We start from the raw sequence: 14350 nt of genomic DNA on the forward strand, positions 1-14350 counted from the left end.
GGCCATCTTGCCCCCGGCACCGGGCCGCCCCTGCCCCGGCGCACGCGCCCCCACTCAGGCGAGCTCGGCCGCATCGTGATCACCACCTCAGGCGGGCTCGGCCGCATCGTGATCGACCACGTCCAGGTCCGCCATGTCGAGGACGAAGCGGTACCGGACGTCGTTGCGCTCCAGGCGGTCCCGGGCCGTGTTCACCTCGGCCGACGGCAGGAGTTCGATGTCCGCGGTGATGTCGTGCTCGGCGCAGAAGCGCAGCATCGCGGCGGTGGAGCGGCGCCCGCCGCTCCCCGCGGAGCTCAGCTTCTTGCGGCCGATGAGCAGGTCCGTGGTGTCGACGGTGACCGGGCCGAGGTGGCCGAGGTGGCTGAGCGTGCCGTCCAGGGCGACGGTGCGCAGGTACGGGGACAGGTCGTGGGGCGCGGAGATGGTGTCGATCACGACGTCGAAGTGGTCCCGTACAGCCGCCATCGCGGTGGCGTCCGTGGAGACGACCAGCGCCTCCGCGCCCAGGGCGCGCGCCTCCTCGGCCTTGTCCGGGGTGCGGCTGACCACGGTGGTGGCGGCGCCGAGCGCGACCGCGAACTTCACGGCGAGGTGGCCGAGGCCGCCGAGTCCGGCCACGGCGACCGTGCTGTGCGGGCCGACGCCCAGCGCGCGCAGGGGTTCCCAGACGGTGACGCCGGCGCACAGCAGCGGAGCCGCCGCGGCGGGGTCGAGGCCCTGGGGCAGGTGGTGGGCGAAGTCCTCGCGTACGACGTACTCGCGGGAGTAGGCGCCCAGCGTCGGGGTTCCGTCGTCGCGGTCGCGCCCGCCGTAGGTGAGGGTCGGGAAGTCGTGGCAGAAGTTCTCCTGGTCCGCCCGGCACATGGGGCAGGTGCCGCACGAGTCCACGATGTTGCCGACGGCCACGGGGTCGCCGGGGGCGAAGCCGGTGACCGCGCTTCCGACCTCGGTGACGGTGCCGGTGAACTCGTGGCCGGGCACCAGGGTCCCGTCCCGGTCGCCCTGGTGCGCGTCGAGCGCGTGCAGGTCGCTGTGGCAGACGCCGCAGTAGTCGACCCGTACCGCGATGTCGTCGGGGCGCAGGTCGCGCCGCTGGAGCGTGGTGCGGCGCAGCACGCGCGTCGCGGGGTCGGCCTGCCAGCCGGTGGTGGTCCGCATGGTCGTCTCCTCAGACAGACTGTTCGGTCTATTTGGCCGCCCAGGCTAGGCCGCTCCGCCCGGATCTGCAAACAGACTGGTTTGTCTGTTACTGTGAAACCATGCCTGACCAGCCATCGAGCGCCCGCGGCGCCGCGACCTACCAGCGGATCGTCGACGCCGCGACGCAGGAGTTCGCCCAGTACGGCATCGCCGGGGCCCGCATCGAGCGGATCATCGCCACTGCCCGTACGAACAAGGCGCAGCTCTACGGCTACTTCGGCAACAAGGACCAGCTCTTCGACGCGATCTTCTTCGCCTCGCTGGAGCGCATCACCAACGTCGCGCCCATCGACGCCGACGACCTCGCCGACTGGGCCGTGCGCCTGTACGACGAGTACCTCGCCCGCCCCGATCTGATCCGCCTCGCCACCTGGGCGCGCCTGGAGCGGCGCCCGAGCGGGCACCTCACCGCCGAGCACGACCGCTACGACGACCACAAGCTCAGCGCCATCGCCGCGGCCCAGGCCGCCGGGCGCCTCAGGGAGGGTGACCCCTTCGACCTGATGGCCCTGGTCATCGCGATGTCCATGGCCTGGTCACCGGTGAGCAACGTCTACGCGGCCACCGCCGAGGAAGCGGCCGAGGTCCACGAGCAGCGCCGCGCCCTGCTGCGCGACTGCGTCCGGCGGGCCGTGGCGCCGTGACGGAGCGGCCCGTGGCGCGGTAACCCGTGACGCAGCGGGCGGCGCGCCGTTCCCGCAAGGCACGCGGTACGGGGGTTGGCCCGGCGGTCCTCACCGCCGGGCCAACCCCCGTACCCCTACGCACATCCCTATGGCATGAGCCGCGCCTTCAGCCGCTCCACCGCCCCGATGTCCTCCGCGATCAGGCAGAACGGGACCACCCCGTCGTTCTTGTCCCGCCAGGAGTTCAGCAGGACGACCCCGGTCCGGCTCTTCCGGTCGTAGCCCAGGCCCTCGGTCTCCACGTATTTGCGGGCCTCGGCGAACGACGCGACCGGCCAGGAGACGTACTCCGCGAGCAGGCGGTCCTCGGCGTAGTCCACGCCGGCCAGCCGCTTGCCGAGCTGGTAGACGTGGGTGGAGCCGGTCACCACGCCGTTGTACTCGGTGAACACGACCTCGGAGGCGCCGTCGTCGGTCCGCACCACGATGGCGTCCGCGCTGAGCACCCCCCGGTAGCCCATCTCCCGCACCACCTCGGCCAGTCGGCGCCCGCCCGACATCAGCGCGTCCTCCTGCTCCGGGGTCAGCCCGGGGGCCGGCAGGAAGGAGTGGTCGGCGACCGGCTCGGCCACCAACTCTCCCTGGCCGCCCAGCTCCACGCCCTCGTCCCCGACCCAGAACTCGGCGAACACCGCCTGGCTGCCCGGGTGGTACTCCTCGACGACGACTTGGTGCAGACGGCCCTCGGTGAGCCACTCCCAGCGCTCGTTGAGGTACACGCGCACCGACTCGCGGGCGTCGGGCAGCACGACCGTGCGGGCAGCGCCGTTGACCTTGATGCCCTCGGTCAGGGTGAGCACCTCGTTGCCGCTGCCCGCCTGGGCGAATTCCTTCTTCAGGATCACCGCGCGGCCCGCGTCGAGGAGCCGGGTGACCAGGCGGTACGCGCTCTCCGGGTTGGCGCTCACGCCGCCCCGGGGCAGCGGCACCCCGGCGCCCGCCGCGACCATGCGGAAGACCGCCTTGCTGTCGGCGATGCGGTCGCCCCCCTGGCCGAGGAAGGCGTGGCCGGGGACCGCCGAGCGCGCGCCGAGGGAGTCGGCGAGCTCGACGACCGCCTCGTTGGGGCACAGCGCGAACACCTCGGTCGGGGCGGCGCCGTCCAGGGCCTGCCGGGTGCGCTCGGTGAGGTCGGGGTCGAGCAGCCAGTTCCCGGGGCGCTGCCGGGCCGGTCGTACGACGAAGCGCAGGCTCGCGGCGTCGACACCGAGCAACTCGGTCGCGTACGCGAGGAACTCCTCGTCCGGGGCCTCGGGCAGCACCAGGACGTCACCGTCGCGCAGGAACCAGAACAGGCGCTGGGCCCACCACCCCATCAGGGGCTTGTTCCAGTCTCCCACCAGGTCTTCGCTCGGGCCGTTGCCGATCAGGAGCCGGGGCATGTCTGTTCGTCCACCTCGTCGTCATGGTCGTTGCGCGCGCACCGTTGCGGGTGCACACGGGAAGATGGGATCGAGGGAATCCGGGCCGGGAAGTGCCCCGGTCCGGCTGAAAACGCTCTCACGGCTCCGCGAGGACCACGGTGAACGCCCGGAGAACGGTCATGGACCGTACGCCGACCGCGAGTTCGGGCCGAGGAGGTGCGCCGATGCCGATCGAAGCACATCCCGCACCACCCGGACCTGCCGTGTGGCCCACGTCACACTAGGGTGAGTGGAGGATGCAAGGATCCGGACACATCCGGCCCCTGCGGGATTGCTCCTGCCAAGCCTCCCGCACACCTCCGGCTACCCGCCGCCCGGCCGGGCTGACCAGCCAGGATGCCCCGGCGCGCCCGGAATCCGGTGTGCGCGTGTCACCTTGCGGACGCTCCGTCCCGCAGAAGACCGAAAAGCGGTGACCGCGAAAAGGGCCCCTTGCCCTTGATCGACCGGCGACCGAGGGTGGAGGACGCGACGGCCCCGTCCCGGGGATCGGTCAGAGCCGAGCGGGGCAGTGGCATGCCCGAGGCGATCCATGGAGCACGCGATGATGCTGAACAGCTTCGACGAATGGTCCACCCTCAAGGAGGTCGTCGTCGGATCGGCGGCCAACTACACCTCGCACGAACGCGAGTTGTCCTTCGACCTCTTCTTCCACGACAACATCGCCGGCGACAACGCCAGCCGCTCCGAGTGGTACTACCCGCGCCTCACGGTCGGCGGCGAGCCCGACGACGGGAGCGGGCGGCGCGGACGCGTCCCCATCAAGCAGCGGTACGTCGACGAGCTGGTCGAGGACCTCGACGGCATCGCCGCCGCCCTGGCCGGCCTCGGGGTCACCGTCCACCGGCCGCTGGACCTCGACGCGGCCACCAGCGAGGTGCGCACCCCGGCCTGGTCCGCGTCCGTCGTCCCGCCGCTGAACATACGCGACAACACCCTGATCCTGGGCGACGAGATCATCGAGACCCCGCCCATGATCCGCTCCCGCTACTTCGAGACGCAGTTCCTCACCCCGGTCTTCCAGCGCTACTTCGAGCGCGGCGCCCGGTGGACGGTGATGCCCCGGCCCCTGATGACCGACGCGTCCTTCGACCTCGCCTACGCCAGGGAGAGCACGGTCGGCGGGCCCACCGAGCCGATCGGGGAGCCGAGCCCGTCGCCGTACGACGTCGGCATCGAGATGATGTTCGACGGCGCCCAAGTCCTGCGCCTGGGCCGCGACTTGGTGGTCAACGTGTCCACCGCGCACCACGCGCTGGCCTGCGACTGGCTGGAGCGCCACGTGGCGGGCCGCTTCCGCGTCCACCGCGTCCACAAGCTCAGCGACAGCCACATCGACAGCATGGTCCTCGCCCTGCGCCCCGGCACCCTGCTCGTGCGCTCCGAGGCGGTCGCCGACAAGCTGCCCGAGGCGCTGCGGAGCTGGGACCGGATCGTCGCTCCCACGCCCGAGAGCGACAACTTCCCCCGGTACGAGGACGAGGACCTGGTCCTGACCAGCCCGTTCATCGACCTCAACGTGCTGTCCGCCGGGCCCGAAACCGTCCTCGTCAACGAGGCCTGCCCCGAGCTGATGCGCACCCTGGAGAAGTACCGCTTCACCGTCGTCCCCGTACGCCACCGCCACCGGCGGCTGTTCGGCGGCGGCTTCCACTGCTTCACGCTCGACACCGTGCGCGAAGGCGGCCCGGAGGACTACCTCGGATGACCGCCCCCGGCGTCGCACCCCGGCTCGCGGGCGTCGGCACCGCCGTGCCCGACACCACGTACACCCAGCGCGAACTCCTCGACCTGCTGGACGTCACGGACCCCCGCGTCCGCTCGGTCTTCCTCAACAGCGCGATCGAACGCCGGGGACTCACGCTCCCGGAACGCGCACCCGATGGGTCCCAAGCCGTCGAATCCCAGGGCGACTTGCTGCGCAAGCACACCCGGCAGGGCATCGAACTCGGCCGCCGCGCCGTCGAGAACTGCCTCAAGGACACCGACGCCGACCTCGCCGACGTCCGCTACCTGTGCTGCGTCACCTCCACCGGCTTCCTCACCCCCGGCTTCTCGGCCCTGCTCATCAAGGAACTGGGGATCGACGTCTCCTGCTCCCGGCTCGACGTCGTCGGCATGGGCTGCAACGCGGGCCTCAACGCCCTGAACGCCGTCGACGGCTGGGCCCGCGCCCACCCCGGCGAACTCGCCCTGCTCGTCTGCGTCGAGGTCTGCTCCGCCGCGTACGTCCTCGACGGCACGATGCGCTCCGCGGTCGTCAACAGCCTCTTCGGCGACGGCGCGGCGGCCGTCGCCGTCACCACCGCGGAGGCCAGGGAGGGCGGCGAGGCGAGGCCGCCCGAGCCGGCCCTGCTGCGCTTCTCCAGCCGGATCATCCCCGAGGCCGTCGACGCCATGCGCTACGACTGGGACGACGCCCAGGGCAAGTTCAGCTTCTGGCTCGACCCGCAGATCCCGTACGTCGTCGGCGCGCACGCGCCCGGCGCCCTGGAGCGCCTGCTGCGCGGCACCGGTCTGCTCCCGTCCGACATCGCCCACTGGGTGGTGCACTCCGGCGGCAAGAAGGTCGTCGACTCGGTACGCGTCAACCTGGGCCTGTCCCGGCACGACGTACGGCACACCACCGGCGTCCTGCGCGACCACGGAAACCTGTCCAGCGGCTCGTTCCTCTTCTCCTACCAGCGCCTGGCGGCCGAGGGCACGGCCCGGCCGGGTGACGTGGGGGTCCTGATGACGATGGGGCCGGGGTCGACGATCGAGATGGCGCTCGCACGGTGGTGACGCGCACCGGGCGGGGCGGCACCGGGCGGGGCGCTGAAGAAGCCGCCGCGAGCGCCGCCCACGGCACGGCGAGCGCCGCCGACGGCCCGGTGATCAGCCAGAACAGCACTTCGAGCGGCGCATACGGCACGAGGAAAGGAACCGCGGTGCGGACAGACAAGCAGGCGGCCACGGCCGGTGAGGGCGCTCCGGTCAGGCACGTGCCCGGTACGGCGGAGGGCCCGGGCGCCGTCACGGCCCCGCCCGGCGGCCTCGACATCACGCTGGCCCTGGACGCCGGCCGGCCGCTGCCCGAACTCACCGCAGCCGTCACCGAGGCGTGCGACCGGGCCGAGCGGCGTACGGAGCCCGCCGTGGTCGTGGTCCGCCTGCCGCGGGCCCCCGCCGCCGCGCGCTCCTGGCCCGGCGCCGTCGACATCCAGCAGATCAACCGGTGGGAACGGGCCGTACGGAGACTGGAACGCCTGCCCGCCCTGAGCATCGCCGTGGCCGACGGCGCCTGCGGCGGCCCCGCCCTGGATCTGCTGCTCGTCGCCGACTACCGCATCGGCGCCCCCGACCTGCGCCTGCTGGCCCCGGTGAACGACGGCCACTTCTGGCCCGGCATGGCGGTGTACCGGCTCTCGCAGCAACTCGGCGCGGCCCGCGCCCGGCAGATCGTGCTCTGGGGCGACGACGTCGACGCCGCCTGCGCCCGCGAGCTGGGCCTGATCGACCAGGTGGCCGCCGACACCGAGGAGGCCCTGCACACGGCGAGCGTCCTCATGGGCCGCATCTCGGACACCGAACTCGCCGTCCGCAGGCAGCTGTTGCTGGAGGCGCAGAGCCTGGAGTACGACGACGCGCTCGGCGCGCACCTGGCGGCGTGCGACCGCGAACTGCGCCGCCTGACCGCAGCCGAGGCCGGGAGGGCGGGGTGAGCGGGCGCACGGAAGAGGAACGCGGCCACGGGCCGGACGCCGGCGCCACCCGCGGATCCGGCTCCGGCCCTGGGGACGCTCCCACCCCTGCCGGCCACGGCACCACCCCCGCAGCGCCCCCCACCGGCGACCTGGCCATCGACGCCGAAGCCCTGGCCCGGCACGCGGCCGAGGCCGAGCGGCTCCTCGCCCGGCTGCCTACGGTCCCCGACCGCACGGAAGCCGAGGCCCGCCGCGCGACCGTGCTCCACGAAGGCTGCCGGGCCGCCCGCCAGACCTTCCTCGACCGGCACGCCGACGCCGTCTACGACGCCCTGACCGCGGGCCGCACCCGGCGCCCCCGGATCGCCGAACTCGCCGCCGGGGCCGCCACCCGCTTCCCGGGCCTGGTGCCGGACGCGGCGCAGCTGGCCGAGGAGCGCACCCGCGTACAGGCGCACAAGGAGGGACGCGAGATCGACCAGGGCATCTTCTTCGGCGCCCTGCTGCGGTCGCCGTCCGCCGGGACGCACCTCATCGAGTCGATGCTGCGGCCCGCCCCCGGATCGGCGGCCCGCCTGGCGGAGTTCCGCGCGAACGACCGGCTGGAGCTGGACGCCGTACTCCTGGAGCGGCGCGGCGAGGCGGCGCACGTCACCTTCCGCAACGCGCACTGCCTCAACGCCGAGGACGACCGGCTGATCGCCGACCTGGAGACCGCCGTCGACGTCGTGCTGCTCGACGACCGGGTGCGCGTCGGCGTCCTGCGCGGCGGCACCGTCGACCACCCGCGCCACGCGGGACGGCGCGTCTTCAGCGCGGGCATCAACCTCAAGGAGCTGAGGGCGGGTTCGATCTCGTTCGTCGACTTCCTGCTCGGCCGCGAACTGGGGTACGTGAACAAGCTGGCGCGCGGCCTGCTCGGCGCCGACGGGGAGGACCGGGGGACCGGCCGCGGGCACGACCCGGACGGCGCGGTGACCAAGCCCTGGGTGGGCGTCGTCGACTCCTTCGCCATCGGCGGCGGGATGCAGCTGCTCCTGGTCCTGGACCACGTCATCGCCGAGGAAGGGGCGTTCCTCAGCCTGCCCGCCGCGGACGAGGGCATCGTCCCCGGTCTCGGCAACCTGCGCCTCACCCGGCTGACCGGGGCCCGGCTCGCCCGGCAGATCATCCTGTCCGGCCGCCGCATCCGCACCGACGAGCCCGCGGCCGAGCTCCTGGTCGACGAGGTGGTCCCGGCCGAGGGCCTCGACGAGGCGGCGGAGCGTGCGGTGCGGGACCTGGCAGGACCGGCGGTGGCGGCGAACCGCGCCATGCTGACCCTCGCCGAGGAGCCCGTCGAGCTGCTGCGCGGCTACCTGGCCCGGTTCGCGGTGGTCCAGGCCCGGCGCACGTACAGCCCCGACGTCCTGGACAAGGCCGAGCGCCACTGGGCCCGTTCGGGACGCGCGGCGACCGCGCCAGGGCTCCCGGCCGGGGAGGCGGCGCGATGAGCACGGCCGCACGAGCTAGCCTCTCCCGGGCCGCCCTGCACGCCTCGCTCGGCGACCCGGTCCTCGAATCCATCGGCTTCCTCAACGAGGTGATGGGCCGTCACCCCGACGCGGTCTCCTTCGCACCGGGCGCACCCCACCCGGCGCCGTACGCCGACCTCGACACCGCACGCTACCTGGACCGCTTCCTCGACCACGCGGCCGCCGCACCCGGCCGCACCCGCGAGTCGGCGACCCGGCTGCTGTACGAGTACGGACCGGCGCAGGGCCTGGTCAACGAGGTCGTGGCCGAGGCGCTGCGCCGCGACCAGGGCATCGACGCCGCACCGGACGACCTGGTGATCACGGTCGGGGCGCAGGAGGCGATGCTCCTGACGCTGCGGGCCCTGCTCGCGGACCCCGGGGACCTGCTGGCCGTGGCGGACCCCTGCTTCGTGGGCATCACGAGCGCCGCGGCGTTCCTGGGCGCCGAGGTCGTCCCCGTCCCCGAGGACCACGACGGCCTGGACGTCGCGGCGCTCGCCGAGGCATGCAGGGCGGCCCGCCGCACGGGCGGCCGCATCCGTGCGTGCTACGTCGCCCCCGACTACGCCAACCCCAGCGGCTCGCGCATGCAACTCGCCCGTCGACAAGCCCTGTTGTCCCTCGCCGAGCAGGAGGACTTCCTCGTCATCGAGGACAACGCGTACGGATTCACGGCCGCCCCCGGCACCGAACTGCCCGCGCTCAAGGCGCTGGACACGGAACGACGGGTCGTGCACATCGGGACGTTCGCCAAGGTGTGCTTCCCGGGGGCACGGGTCGGGTACGCGGTCGCCGACCAGCGCGTGGGAACGGGTCACGGCTCGGGCGAGGTGACGCTGGCCGGCGAACTCGCACGCCTGAAGACGGCCGTGACAGTCAACACCCCACCCCTCTCACAGGCGTTGATCGCGGGCATGCTCCTCGAACACGGCGGCTCCCTGGCCGAACCGATCCGCACGCGTGCGGCGCTCTACCGCCGCAACCTCACCCACCTCCTCGAAGCCCTGGACCGCGAGGGCGCCGGGGGAGTGCCCGAGGGGGTGGGCTGGAACCACCCGGACGGCGGCTTCTTCGTCCTCGTACGCCTGCCGGTCCCGGCGGACGAGGCGCTGCTTGAGGCGGCCGCGTCGGAGTACGGGGTGCTGTGGACCCCGATGGCCCCCTTCCACGTGGGCGGCGGGGGCACCCACACCCTGAGGCTGTCGTGCAGCTACCTGGACCCGGACCGCATCGACGAGGGCGTACGCAGGCTGACGAGGTTCCTGCGGGAGTGCGCGCACCCGGGAACAGGGCCCTCACGGAGATACGGGACGAGCAGGCCCGGGAACGAAGGAGCCCCGAAGTGACGGACCGTACCCACGCGTGCCCGGCGGCCGAGGCGCCCCCGCACCCCACCGCACGCGACCCGCTCCACCCCTTCGACCCGCCGCCCGGTCTGACGGCGGCGCACGAGCGGGGCCCGCTGACCCGCCTGCGGTACCCCGACGGACACATCGGCTGGCTGGTCACCGGCCACGAGCTGGCCCGCCAGGTCCTCGCCGACGCCCGGTTCAGCGCCCGCTCGGAGCTGAAGCGGGTGCCGGTGGCGCGCCCGGGCACCGACCCGTTCTACGGGAGCCCGGCGCTGCCGGGCTGGCTGGTGGACATGGACGCGCCGCAGCACACGCGGCTGCGCAGGCGCCTGATGGGGTGGTTCACGGTACGGAGGACCCGCGCCCTGACACCGCGCGTCGAGGAGATCGTGGCGGAGCGCCTGGACGCGATGGCCGAGCTGGGAACGGGCGCCGAACCGGTCGACCTGGTCGAGCAGTTCGCGCTCCCGGTCCCCTCCCTGGTGATCTGCGAACTCCTCGGCGTGCCCTACTCCGAACGCGCCGAGTTCCAGCGCAACAGCGCGACGCTCTTCGAACTCGGCGCGACGGCCGAACAGGCCGCGACGGCCATGAGCGAGCTGGACGCCTTCCTGACGGAGCTGGCCGGACACCGCCGACGGGACCCGGGGGAGGACCTGCTCAGCGAACTGGCGCGCGGGGACGACCTGTCGATCGCCGAAGTCGCCGGGGCGGGGGCGCTGCTGCTGTCGGCGGGGCACGAGACGACGGCGGGTTCGCTAGGCCTGGGGGTGTTCGCGCTCCTTTCGCACCCGGACCAGCTGGCGCGCCTCACGGCCGACCCCTCGCTGGCGCCGGGCGCGGTGGAGGAACTCCTGCGCTACCTGACGATCTTTCACTTCGGCGTACCGCGCTGCCCGTTGGAGGACGTGGAGCTGCTGGGCCAGGTGGTGCGGGCGGGGGAGTCGGTCACGGTCTCCCTGTCGACCGCGAACCGCGACCCGTCGCGCTTCGATGACCCGAACGCCCTGGACGTCACGCGCCCCGTCTCCGGGCACCTGGCGTTCGGCCACGGCCCGCACCAGTGCATCGGCCAGCACCTGGCCCGTACGGAGATGAAGATCGCGTTCCCGGCGCTCTTCGCCCGCTTCCCGACGCTACGACTGGCGGTCCCCGCGTCCCAGGTCCCCAGGGGCGAGGACATGGGCTTCTACGGGGTGCACGCGCTGCCGGTCACCTGGTGACGGCCCTCCTGCGTCCGGCTCACTGGTAACGCAGCCGCAGCGACTCGCGCTCGGCCTCCTCGACTTGCTCGACGGTGAGACCGGGCAGGTCGAGCTGGGCCAGGGTCACCTCGGCGCTGCTGGGCTGGGCGTCGGCGGCCACCCACTGCTCCGGCTCCCAGGCGCCGGCGCGCATCAGCGACTTGGGGCAGTGCGGATAGACCTGCTCGACCTGCACCACCAGCGCGGTGACCGGCGGCTTGCCGACGGGGGTGAGCCGGGCGAGCAGTTCGGGACGCGCGGAGACGCAGGCGCGGCCGTTGACGCGCAGGGTGGTGGGGCGACCGGGGATGAGGAAGACGAGCCCGAGCCGTCCGGTCTCCAGCACGTTGTGCAGGGTGTCGAGGCGCTTGTTGCCGGTGGCGTCGGGGATGACCAGGGTGCGCTCGTCGAGCACGGCGACGAACCCGGGCGGACCGCCCCGCGGGGTCACGTCGGCGCGGCCCTCGGAGTCGGCACTGCCGATGAACACGAGCGAGGAGCAACCGATCAACGCGCGCCCCTGCTCGGTGAGATGGTCCGTCTCCTTGCGGAGGGCGTGCGGGTTCGGCTGGGGGTAGAGCTCGCGGAGCTGGTCGGGGCTGGTGAGGGCGTCGGCTTGGAGGGTGGCGAAGAGCGAGGTGGGGGTCCCCGTGTCGATGGTCATGGGGAAGACCATAGAAGAGCCTGGGACAGGGGGTTGGGGGAGGCCGGGCCCGGGCCTCCCTACGCGCGAAATGCGGGTGAGACCGGAGCGGCGGCCCGGCATGATGGCGGACATGGAGACACCGAACGCCGAATGGATCACCATCGCGTCCTACGAGAACCTGCCGGGCCGCCCGCACCCGATGGCGGTACTGCGGGGTTGACTGCGGGACCGGGGCATCGACTGGATGCCCTTGAGCGAGGACGACATCCGGGTGGACCTGGCGTGCGGGGTAGGCGCTGACGGCCACTGGCACGGCTGGTTCGGGGTGCGCGTGGACGCGGAGGCGCTGCGCCGCCTGGGGCTCCACCCGGACCAGCCGAGCGCGGCCGTCACGGGTCCGTCGCCGCCGGGTTGGTGGCACGCGGCGGCGGAGCGCCAGGCTCGCTAGCCGGGTCAATCGTGAGGCCCGGGGCTCAGGAGGTCTTCTCGCCGTCGAGCCAGCTACGGACTGTGTCCTTGAAGCGCGCTAGCTCCTCGAAAAGGGCATCACATGTCGCCGTCTTCACCCGTTCAGTGATGAAGGGACTCTGGCCCTTGTTGCGGAGTGTTTCGATGCTTGAACGGGTGATGTTCCTTGGCAGCGCTTCCTCGGCCGGAGAGACGTACTCCCACGGGTACTGGGGGAAGCGGTGGCGCTCGTAGCGGTCGACTGCGTCAAGCAGGCTTTCCCACTCGGCGCTTTCGACCACCCGTTTCCCGGCGTAGAGGGTTGCGTGCAGCTTCTCGGTCATCGCCGCGCTCGACTCGCACAGCGTCTTGGCGCGTTCGAAGTCGCCGGCTACGGACACCACGGGCGGTGTTTCCAGCAGGCGAAGGTGATGGCGGTGGCAGTCGTCTGCCTGCTCCTTGAGCCGGTGCCATTCCTCTGCGAGATTCTTGAGTCTCGCCATCTTCAGCGCGCAGTTGCGTAGCTTGAGCCCTGCTTGGGCCAGGTGGCCTGGGCCGGTCAAGTCCAGCCGCTGCCACGCTGCTGCCACCTCCTCAGCCTCGCTGCCGGGGCCTTCCCCACGGGGGCCCTCGGGATGGTCGGCCAGCTGCGTGACCACGTCGTAGAAGGTGATCACAGACTCGTACTGCCATTCGGCGGTCTTGGCCCGCCAGGTGGTCCGTGCGGTACGGCGGGCGGCTCTGTAGGCGACCAGACCGGCGAGGCCCGCGGCGAGGAGCGTGGCGCAGGCGGTGGCGAAGGGCACCCACTGGACGAGGGTCATGGCTCATCCTGCCCCGGCCGGCGAGTGCGTCGTGGGGGGTTGAGCAACTTCTGAGGTACGAGCAGCCTGGGGATCTTCACAACAGGCCCGAGAAGGGGCGTGACATGTCCCTGGAGCGCCGATCTCCGCTCCGGCACCGGAAGTGCCTGGAAGCGCCCGGAGGCCGCACACGGCCACTCAGGGACGCGGCAGCCTGCGCGTCCAAGCGCCGCGCGTAGGCCCACTTCTCGTATAGCTGCCGCCAGGTGGCGAGTAGCTCTCGGTAATCACCCTTGACCTGCGGCGACGCTTCGGAGCCACCCGCCTGATTGCTGGGCCAGGGCACTATTCGGAGCGCTGACCTGCGGTTCTTTCTGGTTCAGGATTTCTGAACTCGCGGCCGCGGACCTGTGCTCGTGAAGGTGTCGAGCAGGAGCGCGAGGGCGTAGACGGTCAGGGTGTGGATGCGGTCGCGGACGTCGAGCGAGCCGCCGTCGATCAGCTCGCGCATCGTCGTTTCCTCGTGGGCCGGCTGGCGGGCGGCGGTGGTGACGGCAAACTCGCCCCGTTCCCTGGTGTCGGTTGTCCGCGGCCAATTGGTGTTGTCCGCGCAGTTTGATGTTGTGACCTGGCCTTTCTGTTGCGGGGCTTGGGGACAATGGGCGCCTTCCTCACGATGTGGCTCGGGTGTTCCAGTCGGCGTCGGCTCCCGGGCCGACGCGTGCGTATCAGCCGTCAGGCAGGCCTCTTCATCTGCTGATGCCGTTCGCCAGGACATCTGGGGCCATCGGTGACACGCGGGTGAGCGTGCTTGCCCTGGCTCGGCTCCACTCCTGATTCACGATCACGAAGGGAACACGTATGCGCCGCGCTATTCCGCTCGTTGCCGCCTCGCTCATGGCTCTCTCCGCCCTGACCGCGCCCGCGGTCGCCGCCACTGACGGGGGTGCCTCCGCTCAGGGGTACGCCTGCAGCAATGGGAAGTTCTGCATCTACTCTGGCTGGGACGGTACGGGGGAGGTCTGTGAGTTCATCCCCCCGGTGGCCAACACCGTTGACACCTGCGGCTTCATCAGGAACTCGGGGAACAACGTACTGTCCGTGCGGAACCTCATGGGCTACAAGGTCCAGTACTACAAGGGCACCAACTACGGCGACCGGGTCGGCTCCACCCCGAGTAACGGCAACGGCAACCTCCAGGGCAACTACCAGATCCGCTCCCTCAAGCGTCAGTAGGCCCGCTCGCCGGCGCCGGACAGGGGATGCGTGGCGCGCCGCGGGGGGGGGGGGGCCCGCGCAGACCCCAACCACAGATCGGGGTGGGACACCAGGCGGGTATTCA

14 protein-coding genes are annotated in these 14350 nt (G+C 72.1%); 9 read left to right on the forward strand and 5 right to left on the reverse strand.

Going from position 1 to position 14350, the window contains the following annotated elements:
• Nucleotides 1–87: 87 nt before the first annotated feature.
• Nucleotides 88–1161, reverse strand: a complete 1074-nt coding sequence (locus ABT160_RS37165) for an NAD(P)-dependent alcohol dehydrogenase (RefSeq protein ID WP_351652572.1) — start codon at nucleotides 1159–1161, stop codon at nucleotides 88–90.
• 101 nt (nucleotides 1162–1262) lie between these two features.
• Here ABT160_RS37165 and ABT160_RS37170 point away from each other — a divergent pair, with 101 nt between their 5' ends.
• Nucleotides 1263–1847, forward strand: a complete 585-nt coding sequence (locus ABT160_RS37170) for a TetR/AcrR family transcriptional regulator (RefSeq protein ID WP_351652574.1) — start codon at nucleotides 1263–1265, stop codon at nucleotides 1845–1847.
• Between the two features lie 128 nt (nucleotides 1848–1975).
• On the opposite strand, the gene ABT160_RS37175 is transcribed toward ABT160_RS37170, so the two are convergent.
• On the reverse strand, nucleotides 1976–3271 hold the full coding sequence (locus ABT160_RS37175; RefSeq protein WP_351652576.1) for a preATP grasp domain-containing protein: 1296 nt from the start codon (nucleotides 3269–3271) through the stop codon (nucleotides 1976–1978).
• A gap of 586 nt (nucleotides 3272–3857) precedes the next feature.
• On the opposite strand from ABT160_RS37175, the gene ABT160_RS37180 reads away from it, so the two are divergent.
• The 6 genes from ABT160_RS37180 to ABT160_RS37205 all read left to right on the forward strand — a co-directional run bounded on the left by ABT160_RS37180 (nucleotide 3858) and on the right by ABT160_RS37205 (nucleotide 11091).
• The gene (locus tag ABT160_RS37180; protein ID WP_351652578.1) at nucleotides 3858–5021 is read left to right on the forward strand and encodes a glycine amidinotransferase; all 1164 of its coding nucleotides are present in this window, start codon (nucleotides 3858–3860) and stop codon (nucleotides 5019–5021) included.
• The gene (gene dpgA, locus ABT160_RS37185; RefSeq protein ID WP_351652580.1) at nucleotides 5018–6097 is read left to right on the forward strand and encodes a 3,5-dihydroxyphenylacetyl-CoA synthase DpgA; all 1080 of its coding nucleotides are present in this window, start codon (nucleotides 5018–5020) and stop codon (nucleotides 6095–6097) included. Before ABT160_RS37180 ends, dpgA begins: the two co-directional genes overlap by 4 nt.
• A 146-nt stretch (nucleotides 6098–6243) precedes the next feature.
• Nucleotides 6244–7017 (forward strand): enoyl-CoA-hydratase DpgB, encoded by a 774-nt coding sequence (dpgB, locus tag ABT160_RS37190; RefSeq protein WP_351652582.1) that lies wholly within the window; start codon nucleotides 6244–6246, stop codon nucleotides 7015–7017.
• Nucleotides 7014–8492, forward strand: coding sequence for a (3,5-dihydroxyphenyl)acetyl-CoA 1,2-dioxygenase DpgC (gene dpgC, locus ABT160_RS37195; protein WP_351652584.1), 1479 nt, complete (start codon nucleotides 7014–7016; stop codon nucleotides 8490–8492). The genes dpgB and dpgC overlap by 4 nt, the downstream gene beginning before the upstream one ends.
• Nucleotides 8489–9862 carry an aminotransferase-like domain-containing protein gene (locus tag ABT160_RS37200; protein ID WP_351652586.1) on the forward strand — a complete coding sequence of 458 codons (1374 nt, stop codon included), beginning with the start codon at nucleotides 8489–8491 and terminating at the stop codon, nucleotides 9860–9862. Before dpgC ends, ABT160_RS37200 begins: the two co-directional genes overlap by 4 nt.
• On the forward strand, nucleotides 9859–11091 hold the full coding sequence (locus ABT160_RS37205; protein ID WP_351652588.1) for a cytochrome P450: 1233 nt from the start codon (nucleotides 9859–9861) through the stop codon (nucleotides 11089–11091). The genes ABT160_RS37200 and ABT160_RS37205 overlap by 4 nt, the downstream gene beginning before the upstream one ends.
• A 19-nt stretch (nucleotides 11092–11110) precedes the next feature.
• Here the strand turns inward: ABT160_RS37205 and ABT160_RS37210 are convergent, their stop codons facing one another.
• Nucleotides 11111–11776: an MSMEG_1061 family FMN-dependent PPOX-type flavoprotein gene (locus ABT160_RS37210; RefSeq protein WP_351652590.1), complete on the reverse strand. Its 666-nt coding sequence runs from the start codon at nucleotides 11774–11776 to the stop codon at nucleotides 11111–11113.
• Between the two features lie 226 nt (nucleotides 11777–12002).
• On the opposite strand from ABT160_RS37210, the gene ABT160_RS37215 reads away from it, so the two are divergent.
• Complete coding sequence (locus ABT160_RS37215; RefSeq protein WP_351652592.1) at nucleotides 12003–12206, forward strand: hypothetical protein; 204 nt, start codon at nucleotides 12003–12005, stop codon at nucleotides 12204–12206.
• Between the two features lie 25 nt (nucleotides 12207–12231).
• Here ABT160_RS37215 and ABT160_RS37220 read toward each other — a convergent pair whose 3' ends face one another.
• Nucleotides 12232–13029: a hypothetical protein gene (locus tag ABT160_RS37220; protein ID WP_351652594.1), complete on the reverse strand. Its 798-nt coding sequence runs from the start codon at nucleotides 13027–13029 to the stop codon at nucleotides 12232–12234.
• A gap of 358 nt (nucleotides 13030–13387) precedes the next feature.
• On the reverse strand, nucleotides 13388–13519 hold the full coding sequence (locus tag ABT160_RS37225) for a hypothetical protein (RefSeq protein ID WP_351652596.1): 132 nt from the start codon (nucleotides 13517–13519) through the stop codon (nucleotides 13388–13390).
• A gap of 386 nt (nucleotides 13520–13905) precedes the next feature.
• On the opposite strand from ABT160_RS37225, the gene ABT160_RS37230 reads away from it, so the two are divergent.
• Nucleotides 13906–14244 carry a peptidase inhibitor family I36 protein gene (locus ABT160_RS37230; RefSeq protein WP_351652598.1) on the forward strand — a complete coding sequence of 113 codons (339 nt, stop codon included), beginning with the start codon at nucleotides 13906–13908 and terminating at the stop codon, nucleotides 14242–14244.
• The last annotated feature ends 106 nt before the right edge of the window (nucleotides 14245–14350 follow it).

This window comes from Streptomyces sp. NPDC001941, from assembly GCF_040296945.1.
Lineage (GTDB): Bacteria > Actinomycetota > Actinomycetes > Streptomycetales > Streptomycetaceae > Streptomyces.

Excerpts from the sequence above, each read along its gene's own strand:
- ABT160_RS37165 (WP_351652572.1), bottom strand. The coding sequence starts at position 1,161 with ATGCGGACCACCACCGGCTGGCAGGCCGACCCCGCGACGCGCGTGCTG.
- ABT160_RS37170 (WP_351652574.1), top strand. The coding sequence starts at position 1,263 with ATGCCTGACCAGCCATCGAGCGCCCGCGGCGCCGCGACCTACCAGCGG.
- ABT160_RS37175 (WP_351652576.1), bottom strand. The coding sequence starts at position 3,271 with ATGCCCCGGCTCCTGATCGGCAACGGCCCGAGCGAAGACCTGGTGGGA.
- ABT160_RS37180 (WP_351652578.1), top strand. The coding sequence starts at position 3,858 with ATGATGCTGAACAGCTTCGACGAATGGTCCACCCTCAAGGAGGTCGTC.
- dpgA (WP_351652580.1), top strand. The coding sequence starts at position 5,018 with ATGACCGCCCCCGGCGTCGCACCCCGGCTCGCGGGCGTCGGCACCGCC.
- ABT160_RS37200 (WP_351652586.1), top strand. The coding sequence starts at position 8,489 with ATGAGCACGGCCGCACGAGCTAGCCTCTCCCGGGCCGCCCTGCACGCC.
- ABT160_RS37210 (WP_351652590.1), bottom strand. The coding sequence starts at position 11,776 with ATGACCATCGACACGGGGACCCCCACCTCGCTCTTCGCCACCCTCCAA.
- ABT160_RS37215 (WP_351652592.1), top strand. The coding sequence starts at position 12,003 with ATGCCCTTGAGCGAGGACGACATCCGGGTGGACCTGGCGTGCGGGGTA.
- ABT160_RS37220 (WP_351652594.1), bottom strand. The coding sequence starts at position 13,029 with ATGACCCTCGTCCAGTGGGTGCCCTTCGCCACCGCCTGCGCCACGCTC.
- ABT160_RS37225 (WP_351652596.1), bottom strand. The coding sequence starts at position 13,519 with ATGCGCGAGCTGATCGACGGCGGCTCGCTCGACGTCCGCGACCGCATC.
- ABT160_RS37230 (WP_351652598.1), top strand. The coding sequence starts at position 13,906 with ATGGCTCTCTCCGCCCTGACCGCGCCCGCGGTCGCCGCCACTGACGGG.